Annotated in this window: 20 protein-coding genes; 4 read left to right on the top strand and 16 right to left on the bottom strand. The window is 33.5% G+C overall.

The genetic code is table 11. From position 1 onward, the window contains the following. Positions 1–40 precede the first annotated feature (40 nt). Positions 41–1,234 carry an ADP-forming succinate--CoA ligase subunit beta gene (sucC, locus tag BB050_RS02350; RefSeq protein WP_066035083.1) on the top strand — a complete coding sequence of 398 codons (1,194 nt, stop codon included), beginning with the start codon at positions 41–43 and terminating at the stop codon, positions 1,232–1,234. Between the two features lie 210 nt (positions 1,235–1,444). Here sucC and BB050_RS02345 read toward each other — a convergent pair whose 3' ends face one another. Together BB050_RS02345 and BB050_RS22200 are read right to left on the bottom strand one after the other, a co-directional pair. Then, entirely contained in the window at positions 1,445–2,242 is a 798-nt protein-coding gene (locus BB050_RS02345; RefSeq protein ID WP_066032465.1) for a DUF5694 domain-containing protein, read from the bottom strand. A gap of 56 nt (positions 2,243–2,298) precedes the next feature. Further along, entirely contained in the window at positions 2,299–2,433 is a 135-nt protein-coding gene (locus tag BB050_RS22200) for a hypothetical protein (protein WP_257784746.1), read from the bottom strand. A 31-nt stretch (positions 2,434–2,464) separates the two neighbouring features. Between BB050_RS22200 and BB050_RS02340 the strand changes: the two genes are divergently transcribed. Both BB050_RS02340 and BB050_RS02335 read left to right on the top strand, forming a co-directional pair. Further along, complete coding sequence (locus BB050_RS02340; protein ID WP_066032464.1) at positions 2,465–3,505, top strand: sensor histidine kinase; 1,041 nt, start codon at positions 2,465–2,467, stop codon at positions 3,503–3,505. Between the two features lie 3 nt (positions 3,506–3,508). Further along, positions 3,509–4,216 (top strand): LytR/AlgR family response regulator transcription factor, encoded by a 708-nt coding sequence (locus BB050_RS02335; protein WP_066032463.1) that lies wholly within the window; start codon positions 3,509–3,511, stop codon positions 4,214–4,216. 308 nt (positions 4,217–4,524) lie between these two features. Here the strand turns inward: BB050_RS02335 and BB050_RS02330 are convergent, their stop codons facing one another. From BB050_RS02330 to BB050_RS02315, 4 genes are all read right to left on the bottom strand, one after another. Further along, positions 4,525–4,992 carry a DUF1456 family protein gene (locus tag BB050_RS02330; RefSeq protein WP_066032462.1) on the bottom strand — a complete coding sequence of 156 codons (468 nt, stop codon included), beginning with the start codon at positions 4,990–4,992 and terminating at the stop codon, positions 4,525–4,527. Positions 4,993–5,089: 97 nt separating this feature from the next. Further along, complete coding sequence (locus tag BB050_RS02325; protein ID WP_066032461.1) at positions 5,090–6,124, bottom strand: aminotransferase class I/II-fold pyridoxal phosphate-dependent enzyme; 1,035 nt, start codon at positions 6,122–6,124, stop codon at positions 5,090–5,092. Between the two features lie 2 nt (positions 6,125–6,126). Continuing rightward, positions 6,127–7,137, bottom strand: a complete 1,011-nt coding sequence (locus tag BB050_RS02320; protein WP_066035082.1) for a dipeptide epimerase — start codon at positions 7,135–7,137, stop codon at positions 6,127–6,129. Between the two features lie 30 nt (positions 7,138–7,167). Then, positions 7,168–7,965 (bottom strand): alpha/beta hydrolase, encoded by a 798-nt coding sequence (locus tag BB050_RS02315; protein ID WP_066032460.1) that lies wholly within the window; start codon positions 7,963–7,965, stop codon positions 7,168–7,170. Positions 7,966–8,022: 57 nt separating this feature from the next. On the opposite strand from BB050_RS02315, the gene BB050_RS02310 reads away from it, so the two are divergent. After that, positions 8,023–8,424 carry a TerB family tellurite resistance protein gene (locus BB050_RS02310; RefSeq protein ID WP_066032459.1) on the top strand — a complete coding sequence of 134 codons (402 nt, stop codon included), beginning with the start codon at positions 8,023–8,025 and terminating at the stop codon, positions 8,422–8,424. Here BB050_RS02310 and uvrB read toward each other — a convergent pair. From uvrB to BB050_RS02260, 10 genes are all read right to left on the bottom strand, one after another. Beyond that, positions 8,421–10,412, bottom strand: coding sequence for an excinuclease ABC subunit UvrB (uvrB, locus tag BB050_RS02305; RefSeq protein ID WP_066032458.1), 1,992 nt, complete (start codon positions 10,410–10,412; stop codon positions 8,421–8,423). The genes BB050_RS02310 and uvrB overlap by 4 nt on opposite strands. 142 nt (positions 10,413–10,554) lie before the next feature. Then, complete coding sequence (locus BB050_RS02300) at positions 10,555–11,493, bottom strand: alpha/beta fold hydrolase (protein WP_066032457.1); 939 nt, start codon at positions 11,491–11,493, stop codon at positions 10,555–10,557. An 85-nt stretch (positions 11,494–11,578) separates the two neighbouring features. Next, the gene (locus BB050_RS02295) at positions 11,579–11,815 is read right to left on the bottom strand and encodes a hypothetical protein (RefSeq protein WP_026728847.1); all 237 of its coding nucleotides are present in this window, start codon (positions 11,813–11,815) and stop codon (positions 11,579–11,581) included. A gap of 102 nt (positions 11,816–11,917) precedes the next feature. Further along, a complete protein-coding gene (locus BB050_RS02290) occupies positions 11,918–12,220 on the bottom strand; it encodes a type II toxin-antitoxin system RelE/ParE family toxin (RefSeq protein WP_066032456.1) in 303 nt (100 codons plus the stop codon). Further along, entirely contained in the window at positions 12,205–12,432 is a 228-nt protein-coding gene (locus tag BB050_RS02285; protein ID WP_066032455.1) for a hypothetical protein, read from the bottom strand. Before BB050_RS02285 ends, BB050_RS02290 begins: the two co-directional genes overlap by 16 nt. Before the next feature lie 57 nt (positions 12,433–12,489). Beyond that, a complete protein-coding gene (gene rlmF / locus BB050_RS02280) occupies positions 12,490–13,440 on the bottom strand; it encodes a 23S rRNA (adenine(1618)-N(6))-methyltransferase RlmF (protein ID WP_066035081.1) in 951 nt (316 codons plus the stop codon). A gap of 209 nt (positions 13,441–13,649) precedes the next feature. After that, on the bottom strand, positions 13,650–14,309 hold the full coding sequence (locus BB050_RS02275; protein WP_066032454.1) for a thiamine diphosphokinase: 660 nt from the start codon (positions 14,307–14,309) through the stop codon (positions 13,650–13,652). Positions 14,310–14,374: 65 nt separating this feature from the next. Further along, complete coding sequence (locus BB050_RS02270) at positions 14,375–14,830, bottom strand: RidA family protein (protein WP_066032453.1); 456 nt, start codon at positions 14,828–14,830, stop codon at positions 14,375–14,377. Between the two features lie 81 nt (positions 14,831–14,911). Beyond that, positions 14,912–15,355 (bottom strand): DinB family protein, encoded by a 444-nt coding sequence (locus tag BB050_RS02265; RefSeq protein WP_066032452.1) that lies wholly within the window; start codon positions 15,353–15,355, stop codon positions 14,912–14,914. A gap of 2 nt (positions 15,356–15,357) precedes the next feature. After that, the gene (locus tag BB050_RS02260) at positions 15,358–15,840 is read right to left on the bottom strand and encodes a GyrI-like domain-containing protein (RefSeq protein WP_066032451.1); all 483 of its coding nucleotides are present in this window, start codon (positions 15,838–15,840) and stop codon (positions 15,358–15,360) included. Positions 15,841–15,842 lie beyond the last annotated feature (2 nt).

The following is a 15,842-nucleotide window of genomic DNA, read 5'->3' as shown; positions in this document are numbered from 1 at the left end:
TTATTCTGAAATAAATTCAGAACCAGACAAATTCTATATTATGAACATACACGAATATCAAGGAAAAGAAATTTTAGCGAGTTACGGAGTACGTGTGCAACGCGGAATCGTGGCTAATAATGCAGTTGAAGCTGTGGCTGCTGCAAAACAATTAACTGCCGAAACTGGAACAGGATGGCATGTAATTAAAGCACAAATTCACGCAGGTGGTCGTGGAAAAGGTGGTGGAGTTAAGCTGGCAAAAAACTTACAACAAGTTGAAGAGTTAGCAGAACAAATCATCGGAATGCAATTAATTACTCCTCAGACTCCGCCTGAAGGTAAAAAAGTTAACAAAGTATTAGTAGCTGAAGATGTTTACTATCCTGGAGAAAGCGAAACTTCTGAATTTTATGTTTCTGTTTTATTGAATAGAGGTACAGGACGCAACATGATTATGTATTCTACTGAAGGTGGAATGGATATCGAAGAAGTTGCTGAGCATACTCCGCACTTAATCTTTACTGAAGAAATCGATCCTTCTGTAGGATTACAAGGTTTCCAAGCTAGAAGAATTGCTTTCAATTTAGGTCTTTCTGGAAACGCTTTCAAAGAAATGGTGAAATTCATCGATGCACTTTACAATGCTTACATTGGTTCTGATGCTTCAATGTTTGAAATCAATCCAGTTCTTAAAACTTCTGATAACAAAATCTTAGCTGTTGACGCTAAAGTTAACATCGATGATAACGCTTTATACAGACAACCTAAATATGCTGAAATGAGAGATATCCGTGAGGAGAATCCAATCGAAGTTGAAGCTAAAGAAGTTGGTCTTAACTATGTTGACCTTGACGGTACTGTTGGATGTATGGTAAACGGAGCAGGTCTTGCAATGGCAACTATGGACTTAATTAAATATGCTGGTTTTGAGCCTGCTAACTTCCTTGACGTAGGAGGAACTGCTGATGCAAAACGTGTTGAGACAGCTTTCAGAATTATCTTGAAAGATCCAAACGTAAAAGCTATTTTAATTAACATCTTCGGAGGAATCGTTCGTTGTGACCGTGTTGCTCAAGGTGTAGTTGATGCTTACAAAAACATGGGTGACGCTATTAAAGTGCCAATTATCGTTCGTTTGCAAGGAACAAATGCTGAAATTGCAAAAGAATTAATTGACAACTCTGGTATGCCAATCTTATCTGCAGTTCAATTCCAAGAAGCTGCTGACCAAGTAAAAGCTGCTCTTTCTTAATTAAAATAAGAAATCAATTTATATAGAAAATCCATTCCAAAAGGAGTGGATTTTTTTTTGTTTTAACCGCAAAGGGCGCAAGGATTTTCTACGTATAAGAATATAAATAAACGCAAAGTTCGCAAAGCTTTATCCATATAGCTTTGCGAACTTTGCGTTTGTATACATATTACTTGGTAAAATCCTTGCGTGCTTTGCGGTTAAAAAATATTATTTCAAAACAGTTGATAAGTCCACAATTTCAAATGTTGGATCATTTTCTATAAAGCCTCGAATGATTGAAGCATGACCTGAACCAACTAATACCATTATTTTGTTATCTGTGCTTTCGGTTAATTTCTGGATTAAAGAATACATGTATAAGTTTCTTTTGTACCAATTAGCAACTAAAGAAGGTCCTGAAAAATCATCTGGATTTCCAGCTCTGTTTGCTATTTCCAAATACCATTGAAGATTTTCATTTTCGGTTTGTTTTGTATTGTAATACAACATCATTTCTTGTAATGAGCTTTTTGCTATTTTTTCATTATGTTCTTTTTCAAAATTTCCTGTTGTAACTTTGTTTTTCTCCATTAACTCCTTTTGGTTTGCTTTTTCCATGGCTATCATTAAACTATCATATCGAAAAGGAGTATAAAGATTCATTCCATACAATTTTTTATGATTCAGTTTTTTAGCCGTGCGAATTGCCAGTTGTGTTATTTCGTTTTTATCGTTTTTAAAAAGACTATCCGTGTTTTTATTATAAAGCTTATCTAATTCTGCTTGTTTGCTAAACTCCCATTCAACGAATATTTTATCAGGACCAAATTTTTTGATTTTGTCACTCATTATTTCGAGTTCCTTTTGGCTCTTTTCAGACATAATATTGAAACTATTCAGTTTAGCAACATCAAGACCTGGATTGGCGTAATGAAAAGTCCCAACCAATAATATCTGTTTTTTCTTGGTTTGAGCAGAAGTTAAATTTAATGTGATAATTGCGAGTAATAAAATGATTTTTTGCATGACGTTTTGTTTTTTAAATTCATGGCAAATGTATCAGCAGATTTAGAACTTAATTTTCATTTTTGATGAAACGCAGATTCCATTAGACCAACTATCCAAATTTCACTTTCAAAATGTTCGTGTAAAGCTTTTAGCCGTTTGTCATCAAAAAAATAAGGTTTCATATAAATACCATTTTCTTTTAAAGTCATAATCGTATTTTTGAGTTAATTATCAAAAACTATGAAATCAAAAATTCCTTTTTACTATCATATTGTTCTTTTCTTTTTGTTACTTCTAACCTATATTTTCTGGGATATTGGACTAAATAATAGAGAAGTAAAATTCGTATTGCAATCTATTTACTTAGGAATTACTCCAGCTTATTTATTGGCTGTTTTTATTATCTATATTCTTAATTTTTATCTTTTTTGTAATTGGTTTTTAAACAAAAAGAAATTACTCTTTTATATTCTAACAATTCCAGTTTCGTTATTGCTATTTACTGCTGTTCGTTATTTTTTGGAAGAAGTTGTTTTGTATAGTATCACAGGAATGCACAACTATTATGAAGAAGCAAGGGAAATTACCTATTACATAAAAGACAATTTTTTCTTCGGATTGCCAGCTGTAATTTTAAGTGCATTAACTTTTTTGTTTTGGCAGTTCCAAACCGCACAGCATCAAAACCAGGAATTGCTTTTGGAGAATAAAAAAGCAGAGTTTCAAATGCTTAAAGCACAGGTTAGCCCACATTTTTTGTTTAATACGTTGAATTCTTTTTATAGTCAGTTGGTTTTGAAAGAAGACGAAATGGCTGATGATATTTTGGTGCTTTCCGATTTGCTTCGATACGTTATTACCGAAACAGATAAAGATGAAGCCATACTTTCAAAAGAAATTCAATTTATTCAAAACTATATTCATTTGCAGAAAAAACGTTTTGAAGATCAGCTGTTTTTAGATTTTACAATTGAAGGGAATTATTCAAACGAAAAACTCATTTCTTCGGCTTTGGTACATTTTGTGGAGAATGTTTTTAAACACGGGAAACTAAATGATGAAAAGGAAAAAGCTCTTATTTCTATCAAAATAACAAACGGTTTTTTAGAGATTTTAACTTTCAATTATAATGTAAGCGGAGAAAATTATTCCTCTACCGGGATTGGTTTTGAAAACCTTACCAAAAGACTTGAGTATATGTACAAAGATCAATTTATTCTTGAAAAAACAGAAGAAAATAATACCTTTAAAACGTACTTAAAAATACCGCTAAAAAAATAATCTATGGCTTTTAAATGCATTATTGTAGACGATGAACCGCCTGCAACCAGAATATTGGAAAACTATATAGGAAAAGTAAATTTTCTTGAAAAAGTTGGAGTTTTTAATGATTCATTAAAAGCATTAGAATTTTTAAACACACAATCTGTTGATGTGATTTTCTTGGATATTCAAATGCCTCAGTTAACGGGATTGCAGCTTTCTAGAATCATTTCGAAAAATATAAAAGTCATTTTCACAACCGCTTATCCAGATTTTGCTTTAGAAGGTTTTGAATTGAATGCAGTCGATTATTTATTGAAACCGATTTCGTTTGAACGTTTTTATCAAGCGGTCTCAAAGCTGAATTCAGAACCTAAAATAGAAATTTCAAATCAGAGCAATCTGCCAGATTTTCTTTTCGTTAAAACAGATGGTAAGAATAAATTTCAGAAAGTATTTTTAAGAGACATTTTATATATAGAAAGTCTCCAGAATTATGTTTGCATTCATACAGAAAAACAGCAGATTATCACACATTCGTCTTTGAAAAATGTAATTGAATCGTTACCGGAAAATGAGTTTATACAGATTTATAAATCATATGTTGTTTCTCTAAAACATATCGAATCAACTGATAATTTTTCTGTTTTTATCAATGGAAAAGAACTGCCGATAGGTGCGACTTTTAAAGATGCTTTTTTTGATAAAATCGAGGAGAATAAGATATAGATTTTTTTACCGCAAAGGACGCAAGGATTTTTGACCAAGTATTGTGAATACAAACGTAAAGTTCGCAAAGCTAAAACAATAAAATTTTTCGATTTTTATTTCAATATAGCCTGTGGTTTCAACCACGGGGACACAATTCTGGGCGTCCCTGCGGTTGAAACCGCGGGCTATATTTGAAAGTACACCGTAATTAGAATCTTTTTAAAACATAAAGTTCGCAAAGCTATATGGAAAAGCTTTGCGAACTTTGCGTTTGTATTTAGTCTTTTAAGTAAAAAAACTTGCGTTCTTTGCGGTTAAATCCTCAATTATGATTTTTTCTTATTGCCGTTTTTGTAAACCACTTTTTCTACAACAACCGGTTTTCCATTTCCTTTTGGGAATGATTTCTTCTTAGGCTTTCCAGCAGCAGAACCTGATTTTGATGGACTTTTATCGCCTCTGTATTTTTCAGAATCTTTTGGAGCAGCTTTAAATTCCGGTCTTTCTTTAGAGGTTTCTCTTTTCGGAATTTCAGCTTTATGCTTTGCTAAAACCTCGTTTGGATTTTTAGGGTTTTCTTTCGTTCCTCTTAAATGAATCACCAATCCGTTTAAGAAATTGCGTAAAACCTGATCGCCGCATTCCATGTAATTCGGATGATCCTCTGCTCTAAAAAAAGCGCCCAATTCTGATTTAGAAATTCTGAAATCTACTAATTCTAAAATTTCAACTATTTGGTCATCACGGAGCATCAAAGCCACGCGAAGTTTTTTAAGTATATCGTTATTTGTCATAATTTTTGTTTCATGTTTAAAGTTTCAAGTTTTTCCAATCGTTACTTGAACTTAAAAAACATTATTTACTTTTTGCAAAGGTAGTTTTTTTAAATGATTAAAAACGAGAATTAAAATCATTTAAAACGTTTACAAGTTTATCTAAATCCTGTTTAAGATGATTGGCAGTAATCACAATTCGGTTTAAAGGTTCAGCTTCTTTTTTATATCTGAAACTGGCAATAATAATGTTTTCGTGTTTTAGTTTTTCAACTAATTCATTCGATAAAAGATAAATTAAAGGATAGTTTTTATCAAATAAGATAGTGCTGTTTTTGATTAAAATCGAATCAATATAATTTAGATTATCCAGCAGTTTTTGATGCTGTATTTTATATATTTCTCTGGCATCAGAAAGTGTCTGCACAAAAGCAGGATTCATTCCTGCGGCACTTGTAAAAGTTTCCAATTCTTTGATTAGATTTATAAATTCAGAATCGGAAGCAATTATACCGCCAGTTAATCCGAAAGCTTTTCCTAATGAAGAAACCATGATTTTTCTTTTAACGGGAAATTCAATTGAAGAATAAATTCCACTACCATTTTTGCCAGTAATTCCTAGCGAATGCGATTCATCAATTACTAAAGTAATTTCTTTGCTTTTTGAAATTTTTTCTAAAAACGATAAATCGGCAGGTTTTGTTTCAAAAGATGGAATTCCGTCAGTTAGAATCGTTATTTTCTCAGATTTTGAACCTAATAAACGGTTATTTAAATTTCCGTCTAAGAATATTGGAAAACTATTTTCAGTTTGGATCGCATTATGCGTATCATTCAAATGAAAAAAGCAATCAGTCTGCTTTTTCATTAAATCAATAACCAATTTTCCAGCCAGCATTCCTGAAGAAACTGTGACAGTCTTTTCAGAACCAATATGAGAAGCCAAAAAGCTTTCGCCTGCATCATAAGCTGACAGCTGAATATTTGCCGTTCTGGAGCTTCCGTATGTAGTTCCCCAATTTAAAATGTTTTGAATTACTAATTCTTGAAACTCTTTGTTTGTTGGAAGTCCCAAATACGCAGTTCCGCCAAAATACAAATACTGTTCTTGGTCAATTTCAATAACTCGATCTGGAAATTTATCGACTGTCATTTTTATAAAAGTGTAACACCAGTTCCGTTAAGATCTGAATAACTTACAACGCCATCTTTTATGGTTACTCCCGTCGCAATATCTTCTGCTAAAAGAAGTGCGCCGTCCATATCTACATAATCCAATTGCGGAAGCAAATGCGCAATTGCAGAAATTCCGACAGTAGATTCCGTCATACAACCCACCATGGTTCTTAAGCCTAATTTTTTAGCTTCCTCGATCATGCGTTTTCCAGGAGTTAGACCGCCACATTTTACCAGTTTTACATTCACGCCATGAAAATGATTGTGGCATTTTGCTACATCTTCTTCGATAATACAGCTTTCATCAGCAATTACAGGAAGAACAGAATGTTTAAAAACTTCTTTATGTCCTTCCCAATTATCCGCTTTCATGGGCTGTTCTAAGAATTCTACGCCCAGTTTTTTCAATTCAACAGCGTTGTTGATGGTTTCTTCAACTGTCCATCCGCAGTTGGCATCAATTCTGAAAACAGCATTGGTGTGTTTACGCAGTGCTTTTACAATTTCGATATCTTCTTTTGTACCTAATTTAATTTTATAAATCGGCCAAGGAAGTTCCTGCATTTTAGAAACCATTTTATCGATAGAAGCAATTCCAATTGTATAATCCGTCATTGGGTTTCTTTCGGTGGTGTAATTCCACAATTCGTAAAGTTTTTTACCTTTTTTGCGAGCATACAAGTCATTATAAGCCAAATCCAACGCGCACAAGGCAAACATATCCTGTTTTAAATGCGGATGGATTTTTGCCCAAAATACTTCTGGAGTTTCATTCTCAGTATTTTCAATAATAGATCTGATTTTTTCTAAATCCTGCATCATCATTGGAACCGTGATATTGTAATACGGATTTGAAGTGGCTTCTCCAAAACCAGAAAAACCATCGCTTTGCAATTCGACAATTAACGAAGGCTGAAAATCAATAGACTCTCTCGAAATGGTAAAAGTGTGTTTTAGCTTGAGATTGTATTCTCTTAAAATTAGTTTCATTGGTATGCGATGTTTTTGTTTTTTTTTCAATTAATAGCCCAGCCAAAGAATTGCTTCTGCGAAATGATCTCGCCAAAGTTTTTCATTGTGTTCTCCGCCTTTTACAATTTTAGTTTTGTCTAGATGAAGGCAATAACAGCGTTTTGTATCTAGTAAACGTTTCATCTTAGTCAAATCGTTTACCATGTCATCACTTTCTTTATCGCCGCACAGAAAATAAATTTTCGTTTTGATTTTAGGTTGTTTTTCTGTAAAAGTATAAATATCAGGAGAAAACCAGAATGAAGGTGAAAAAATGCCTGCTTTTCCAAAAACTTCTGGATATTTTAAAGCACCGTAATACGAAACCAATCCGCCTAGTGAGCTTCCAAAAAGAATAGTGCTTTTTGCTTTTGTTTTGGTTCTGTAATTTTTATCGATATGTGGCTTTAATGTTTTTACAATGAATTCTAAATAATTATCGGCATTTCCTCCTCCATATTTTTCATTTTTGAAAGGCGTTAATTCGTCAATCCGTTTTTCATTTCCATGTTCGATTCCTACTACAATTACTTTTGCTTTTAAACTGTCCAATTTTTCGTCAACATTCCATTCACCAGAATACGAAGTTTTAGCATCAAAGAGGTTTTGAGCATCGTGCATGTAAATAACGCTGTATTTTTTCTGAATATTTTTAGAATAATTTTTAGGAAGATAAATCCAGATTTTTTTTGAAGTATTGAGCTGAGGTGCTTCAATCGTAAAAGTCGATACATTTTTAGAAGCGGTGCTTTGTGCTTTGCTGATAAGAGTAAATAGAAGTAAAATTATCAAGAAAATCTTCTTCATTATCCGTGTTTTGTATTTTTATTTAAAAGCAATATTTTAGCTAAAAATAAGAAATTGATGAATACAGAAGCAGAAAAAAGAAGTTTACTTTTAGAAATGATTACATTGGCCACTGTAGACGGACATTTGCACAAACGTGAGCTTGAATTTTTAAGACTTGTAGCTGTAGAATTGAATATTAGCGAAGAAGAATTTCAGGACTTATTTCATCAGGAAACCAAATCGTTGCCCATTCCATCTGAGATGCAACGCATTAATCAGTTTTACAGGTTGGCTTTGCTAATGCATTGCGACGGTGTTTTACATGAAAGAGAATTTCAAGCCATTCAGCAGATTGCTTTACAAATGGGACTGAATCTTGCTGCGGTGAAACGTGTTTTAGAAATGATGAAAAAATCTCCCAATACTGTAATCAATCCAATAGTTTTGCTAGAGATTTTTAAGGAACAGCATAACTAAGCCAGCTGTTCCTGTAGTTTTTTAATTTCGTCACGAAGTTTGGCAGCTTGCAAGAAGTCTAATTCTTTAGCCGCTTTTTCCATCGTTTTGCGTTTTTCGCGAATCATTTTCTCCAACTCTGTTTTAGATAAATAAGCTGTTTCTGGTTCAGCTGCAACAGGAATCGGATGTCCTAATTCATATTCTACCAACGGATTTTTGGTAAATGCGCTTTCGATTTTTTTGTTTAGCGCTTGCGGAACGATATTGTTTTCTACGTTGAAATTAATCTGTTTGGTTCTTCTGTAATTGGTTTCGTCGATTGTTCGCTGCATGCTCGCTGTGATTTTATCAGCATACATAATGGCTTTACCATTTAAGTTTCTCGCCGCACGGCCAATAGTCTGCGTCAAAGATCTGTGATTTCTCAAGAAACCTTCTTTGTCGGCATCTAAAATGGCAACAAGCGAAACTTCTGGTAAATCCAAACCTTCACGAAGCAAGTTTACTCCAATTAAAACATCAAAAAGGCCTTTTCGTAAATCCTGCATGATTTCAATACGTTCTAAAGTGTCTACTTCAGAATGGATATAACGGCATCTGATGCTAACTTTTGTCAAATATTTAGCTAATTCTTCGGCCATTCTTTTGGTTAAAGTGGTCACTAAAACCCTTTCGTCCAATTCGCAACGAACCTGAATTTCCTCAATTAAATCATCGATCTGATTTAAACTTGGACGAACTTCGATTTCTGGATCTAATAACCCGGTTGGACGAATAATTTGTTCTACATAAATTCCATCAGATTTCTGTAGTTCGTAATCGGCAGGAGTTGCCGAAACGTAAATCACCTGATTTTGCAATGCTTCGAATTCTTCGAATTTCAACGGACGATTGTCCATTGCAGCTGGAAGTCTGAAACCATATTCAACCAAATTTTCTTTACGGCTGCGGTCGCCTCCGTACATGGCATGAACTTGCGAAACGGTTACGTGACTTTCATCTACAACCATCAAATAATCGCTTGGGAAATAATCTAGAAGGCAGAAAGGTCTTGTTCCAGCTTCACGTCCGTCAAGGTAACGCGAGTAATTTTCAATTCCAGAACAATAGCCCAATTCGCGAATCATTTCTAAATCAAAATTGGTTCTTTCTTCCAGACGTTTGGCTTCGAGATGTTTTCCGATTTCTTTAAAATAATCAACCTGTTTCACCAAATCCTGCTGAATTTGCCAAATCGCACCTTGTAAAACTTCTGGCGAAGTCACAAACATATTGGCTGGATAAATGGTTAATCTCTGAAATTTCTCTATAACTTGAGAAGTCTTGGCATCAAATGATTCGATTTCTTCGATTTCATCTCCAAAGAAATGAATTCGATACGCATCATCTGCATAACTCGGATAAACTTCAACCGTATCTCCTTTAATCCTGAAAGTTCCAGGGTTAAAATCGGCTTCTGTTCTGGCGTATAAACTCTGTACTAAACTATGCAATAATTTAGTTCTTGAAATAACCTGATCGCGTTTGATTTCAATTACGTTCTTTTTAAATTCAACTGGGTTTCCAATACCATACAGACAGGAAACTGATGCCACGACCAAAACGTCGCGACGCCCTGAAAGTAGAGAAGAAGTAGTGCTTAAACGCATTTTCTCCAATTCTTCATTGATAGATAAATCTTTTTCTATGAAAACTCCGGTTACGGGCATAAAAGCTTCAGGCTGATAGTAGTCGTAGTACGAAACAAAATATTCAACAGCATTATTTGGAAAAAACTGCTTGAATTCGGAATATAACTGTGCTGCCAATGTTTTATTGTGCGCCAAAACCAAAGTTGGCCTTTGCACTTCCTGAATTACATTGGCTACGGTAAAAGTTTTTCCGGAACCTGTAACTCCCAATAAAGTTTGGTATTTATCTCCGTCGACTACACCTTGCGCCAGTTTTTGTATGGCTTGAGGCTGATCTCCTTTTGGACTATATTCTGAGGAAACTTGAAATTTCATTTGCGTATACTGAAAATTTGGTTTTGTAAAGATACGAAGTTTGTGTAAGTAAGTAATTTAAAGTCTGTCCCGAATTGTACTAATTTGCACAATTATTCAAAGCTAATTTGTCAAAGTTCATAAAATTAGATCCAGCAAAATCTTAATCTAAAAAATTAATTACAGCATCATTCACCGTTTTGGGCTGATCGATAGTTAGAAAATGCCCAGCATCTTGTACAACTTTGGTTTTACTGTTTTTTAGATGTTTATGTGCTCTTTCTAAACTTTCTTTCGAATTAATAACGTCTTTGTCGCCAATTAAAACTAAAACTGGATTTTGAATAGATTCTAATTCTTTATCTGAAAAGGGCATCATTTTGAGCATGCTGGAATTGGATTTTGCATATTTATTGGCCAAATAAAACTGCCTTTTGTAAATGCGGCTTATATTTTCTGGATGAGTTGAAAAAGTGTTTAATGTTTTACTGAATTTCTTTTCGCTAGGAAAAAGTTTCAGCATTAACGCCGAAGTCGTTTTTCTAGGTTGGTCAAGAAATTTGAAAGTTTGGGCAGGACTCAGTAAAACAATTTTATCAATTGAATTTGGTTTTTGAACGGCTAATAAGGTGGCAATCCAGCCACCTCGTGAAGCGCCAATAATATCAAAATCCTTTAATTTATAGTGAGTAAAAACTTCGTTGTAAAAAGTAACAATATCATCTGACGAAAGCGGTTTTGCTGTCAAATTGGATTTATTGGGTTCCATGATGAAATCAATTGCGTAAATGCGATGATTTTTAGAAAAAGCTTTAATATTGGGATACCACATGGTAGAACTGGCATCCATTCCGTGAAGTAAAACCAGATCTTTTCCGTTTTTTGGGCCAGCCATTACAACATGCGCTGTTCCGAAACTTGTTTTTACATCTTCTTCGGTGTACGGAATGTTCCAAAGTTTTAAAGCTTTATCGTAAGAGGTTTGATAATTTACTTCTTCGCTTTTGGTTTTAAAAACATAGTCTTCGTATTTCGTTTTTTTTGAAGCGCAACTTGTCACTAAAAAAAGTATAATGACTACTCGGGAATATAGTTTTGACATGGTAATAAAATTCAATTTTCAGCTTAAAGTTACGGGTAGAGTGGGCGAAAAGTGTATCAGAATTTTATTTTAAAATATCATAATTTTAAGATTTGTCGTTTTTGGAAGTCAGATAATAAATCTGAACAAACGCTAAAATCGCATTCGGAATAATTACAGGCCAAAGCCATTGGTTGAAATCTCTGTAATCGTTTAAAAAGATACCGTAAATGACAAAGCAGATACAGCCAAACATATTAATGAATCGGATTGTTCGAAGATTTTTCAGCAAAAAACCGCCAACAATAAATACAGATGCGAGATAACCAATATATTCTGCCATGGTCTTGATTTTAAGTATTTTACAATAAATGTAGCAAAAGTAAACTGCAAAATCAAGATTTTGGCATTGGAAATCAGATTACTATGATGTTTTAGTAAATGATTACAGTTTTTTAGGATTACGACTTGTATGTCGAATTCTTAGAATGTGAATCTCTTTTGAAGTTATTTTATAAGATATTCTATAGCTATAAATTTCATATGCACGATAATTTACATCGTTTGGAATCTTCATTTCATCCAATTCGTAAATTTCCCAATTTGTTTTTAAGATTGTAACAGAGCTATAAATAGTCTCAATTACTTTGTTTGAAATGTTTCTGCTTTTAGATTCTTTAAATATGTGGAAGTATATTTTTTCAAGCTGATTTTTAGCAGCTTTTGACCAGATTATTTCTTTTTCCATTGTTCAATTTGATCCTTAATTTCATTATGAGAATAATAATTGCCATTTTGAATATCTTCTTCGGCAACTTTTAAATCTTCATTATATCTTTCAGAATAATTGATAGGAGTTTTGCGACTATCTAAAATTGTTTTTAATGCTGATAAAAATTGATCATCATCAATTTTTTCAATTTCAGAAATTAAAATAGTTTTAAGTTCAAGAGTGTTCATGATTGCATAATTTTATCGAAGTTACAAAAGATAACCATACTATTGGTTTTAAAAGTCTTAAAATTTCCAAGAGTACTGCTCTGAACTATTTAAAAAACTCCAAGCCACAATTCTGCTGTTTTTTTGTCCTTGAGACATTTCGATTGTTTTCACAGAAATGGCGTTTACTTTTTTCAAAGTTTTATAAATGGAAGCAAGATTTTCTTTTTTAGAAACTAAAGTGGTAAACCATAAAACCTGCGAAGGATATTTGGCACTTTCGTAAATCATTTGGGTTATAAATCCGATTTCACCGCCATTGCACCATAATTCTGCATTTTGTCCGCCAAAATTTAAAACAGGATTTGCATTCTTTTTTTCTTTCGGATTTAAATTAGAAGTTTTCCTCGAAGCGCTTTTATTGGCTTCTTCTGCTGATGCATGAAAAGGCGGATTGCACATTGTGAAGGTAAAACGATCTTCGAGCGTTATAATATTTTTAAAGATAAATCGGGGTTCTGTTTGTTGTTGCAAACTGATAGAATCGATTAATTTTGGATTAGCTTCAATAATTTTGGCACAATTTTCAATTGATTTTTTGTCAATATCGGTTCCGACAAAGCTCCAGTTGTAAATAGAATTCCCTAATATCGGATAGATTAAATTCGAACCCGTTCCGATATCTAATCCTAAAACTGTACTAGTTTCAGGAATTTGATTGTTATTGCTTTCTGCCAATAAATCGGCGATGTAGTGAATATAATCGGCACGTCCTGGAATTGGCGGGCAAAGGTAATTTTTAGGAATATCCCAGTTTTGAATATTGTAATAGGTTTGAAGTAAAGCCTTATTTAAAGTTTTTACAGCAAGTGGATTACTGAAATCAATCGTTTCGATTCCGTGTTTATTGATGAAAATAAAAGCTTTCAATTCGGGACAATTTGAAATCAGTTTTTCAAAATCATATCGGTTTCTATGAAGATTTCTTGGGTGTAAATTGTCTTTTTGCGAATTGTTTTCTGCTTTCATTTTCATTGATTTCGATTGCAAAGATAGGGATTCCTTTTTTGAAGAATGGCTCCGGAGGAGCGCAATGTTTATAGCTAGTTTAATTTATTATTACAACAAAAGCTCCAGCGGAGCGACATAACAAATGTCGCTCCGCTGGAGCTTTAATTAGATTAAAGCATTATAATCTATAAATTTCGTCCGCTGGGACTTTTTATTTTTTAATTCTCCTAATCAAAACACTCCATTAAAAGCAAATCGCCTTCACGATGTGTAATGGTTACGATTCCATCTTTTTCGACCGAATTGCTGCTTCCGGTTCTGTAGCCCATTGTGAGCGTATCGTTTTTTAGTTCATATTTCAAGTTCGTTGAATAAATTCCATTTACAATTCCAATTGGAATAAGCGAAATTGGGGTGTCTGCTGTATACCATTTTTCGAATTTTGTAGGCAGCAGGAATATTTTAGAATGGTCATCAAGAATTACAATTTTTAGTAAATCTCTGTAACGAACAATTTGTGTAAGGTTTGTAATTGTATGGTCGGCGCGTTTTCCTGTTGCCCAAACGACATTTACGGCAGGAATTTTTCTTTCGATAAGATAATCAAAAGCCTTTTCTAAATCGGTTTTATCCTGATCTGGCGTATGAACGATTTCGATTGGGAATTGTGATTTGTAAATTTCTGGATCAAATCCGCGATCAAAATCGCCCAAAAGAACATCGACTTTTATGCCCAATTCAATCACTCTTTCGATAGCCGAATCTAAAACAACAACCAAAGGAGACCATTCTAGCAATTGTCCTAATAATTCAGGATCGCAAGCAGCGCCATTGGCAATGATTAAAGCAGGTTCCTGATCGTCTCGGACTATATGATGTGATGACATGTAAGTTTTTTTGAATGAATTACAAATGTACAAAAGATATAGTCTTTGGCAGAAAATGTCTTAAGTTAATTGGCTTTAAAAGCAATTGCATCCACTTCGATGAGCATTCCATCGAGCGCTAATTTAGGAACAGGAATTAATGTGCTGGCAGGAAATGGTTTGCCGTTCCATACCTTGCTAATTTCTTCTTCCCATATTTTTAATTTTTCAGGAGAGTGATCAACAATCAGGATTGTAATTTTCATTACATTTTCTGGTTTTAGCTGATAACTATTTAAAATTACTTTTAGGTTTTCAAGGGCAGTTTTAACTTGTATTCTAAAGTCAGGGTTTAAAAAATGTTCTTTGCCCAAACCGCCGCTTTGCCCTGAAATATAAATAAATTCGCCAGGTGTTTTTACAGAAGATACATGGCTGAAACCATATGGAGCTGGATTAAATAATGAATCAGGATTTTTAAAAGTTTGCGCTTTTGTTTGGAATGTGAAGGCGCATAATAAAAGAGAAATTAAATATTTCATGTTTTAAAAATTAAAATTAAGATTACAAAGGTTTCGTAATTCTAATTTTTAAAACATTTACATATGTTGAGAAGCTGTTTTTTAATCTAAAAGTCTTCGGTGATAATTAATTTGGCCTAAATGATAGGCTAAATGAGTTGAAAGATGAATTAAGAAAAATCCAGTTTTCATTTCTTTTTCGAAAACAATCTGCGGGTATATCGCTTCTAAATCGGCCTCTGTTAAGTTGTCAAGGGCGCTGTTTACAATTGAAATGGTGTCTTCAATTTTTTGAACTAATTCTGATTTCGGAATGTCTTTCAACGAAAACTCTAAAGGACGATTTCGAATATACCCCGTTTTGCCGATTTCTGCGCCAATATATGTGTTTAAATTTCCAATTAAATGAAGACAAAGATTTCCTGCTGAATTGGAGATGTTTTTATCAATTGTCCAGATCGAACTTTCAGTTTGATACGATTCAATTTCGCTTTTTAGTTTGTTTAAATCTCGATTGAAAAGTGTTTTTAGCGTTTCTAGTATCATACTTAATTTCTGTTTTTTATCGGAATCCAGATTTCTTCCTCAGAAGCTGGATCGTCTTTCTTATATTTTTCATTCATAACGGCAAAATGCGGTCTGTCGTCTACCGTATATTCAGAATTTGGAAGCCATTCCGTAAAAATGTAATGATACGTTTTATGTCCTTCCGAGGCGGGGCCTATATGAAGAAAAACAGCATACAAACCGTCAGGAACAATTAGCATCTCCATTCCTTCGGGAATAGCTGAATAATCTGAGACTTCTACAGCAGCCCACTTTTGGAAACTGTCACTAGGATCAAAATTATCAAAATGATTTTCTGCGTATACTTCTAAAGAATATAAATTAGCATTAATTGTATTGCTAATTTTTTTTCGATTTGGCATAAAACCATTCCATAATTGAAAAGTTTTATTCTCTATAAAAGACATTTCTAAAAAATGTCCAATGAGTTTTTTCTCGGCTAAGTTTTTGATTATAGGTTGCATAA

This window comes from Flavobacterium anhuiense, assembly GCF_001705175.1.
Lineage (GTDB): Bacteria > Bacteroidota > Bacteroidia > Flavobacteriales > Flavobacteriaceae > Flavobacterium > Flavobacterium anhuiense.
Note: the sequence above shows the minus strand (reverse complement) of the source record. Positions and strands in the feature narration are given on the sequence as shown.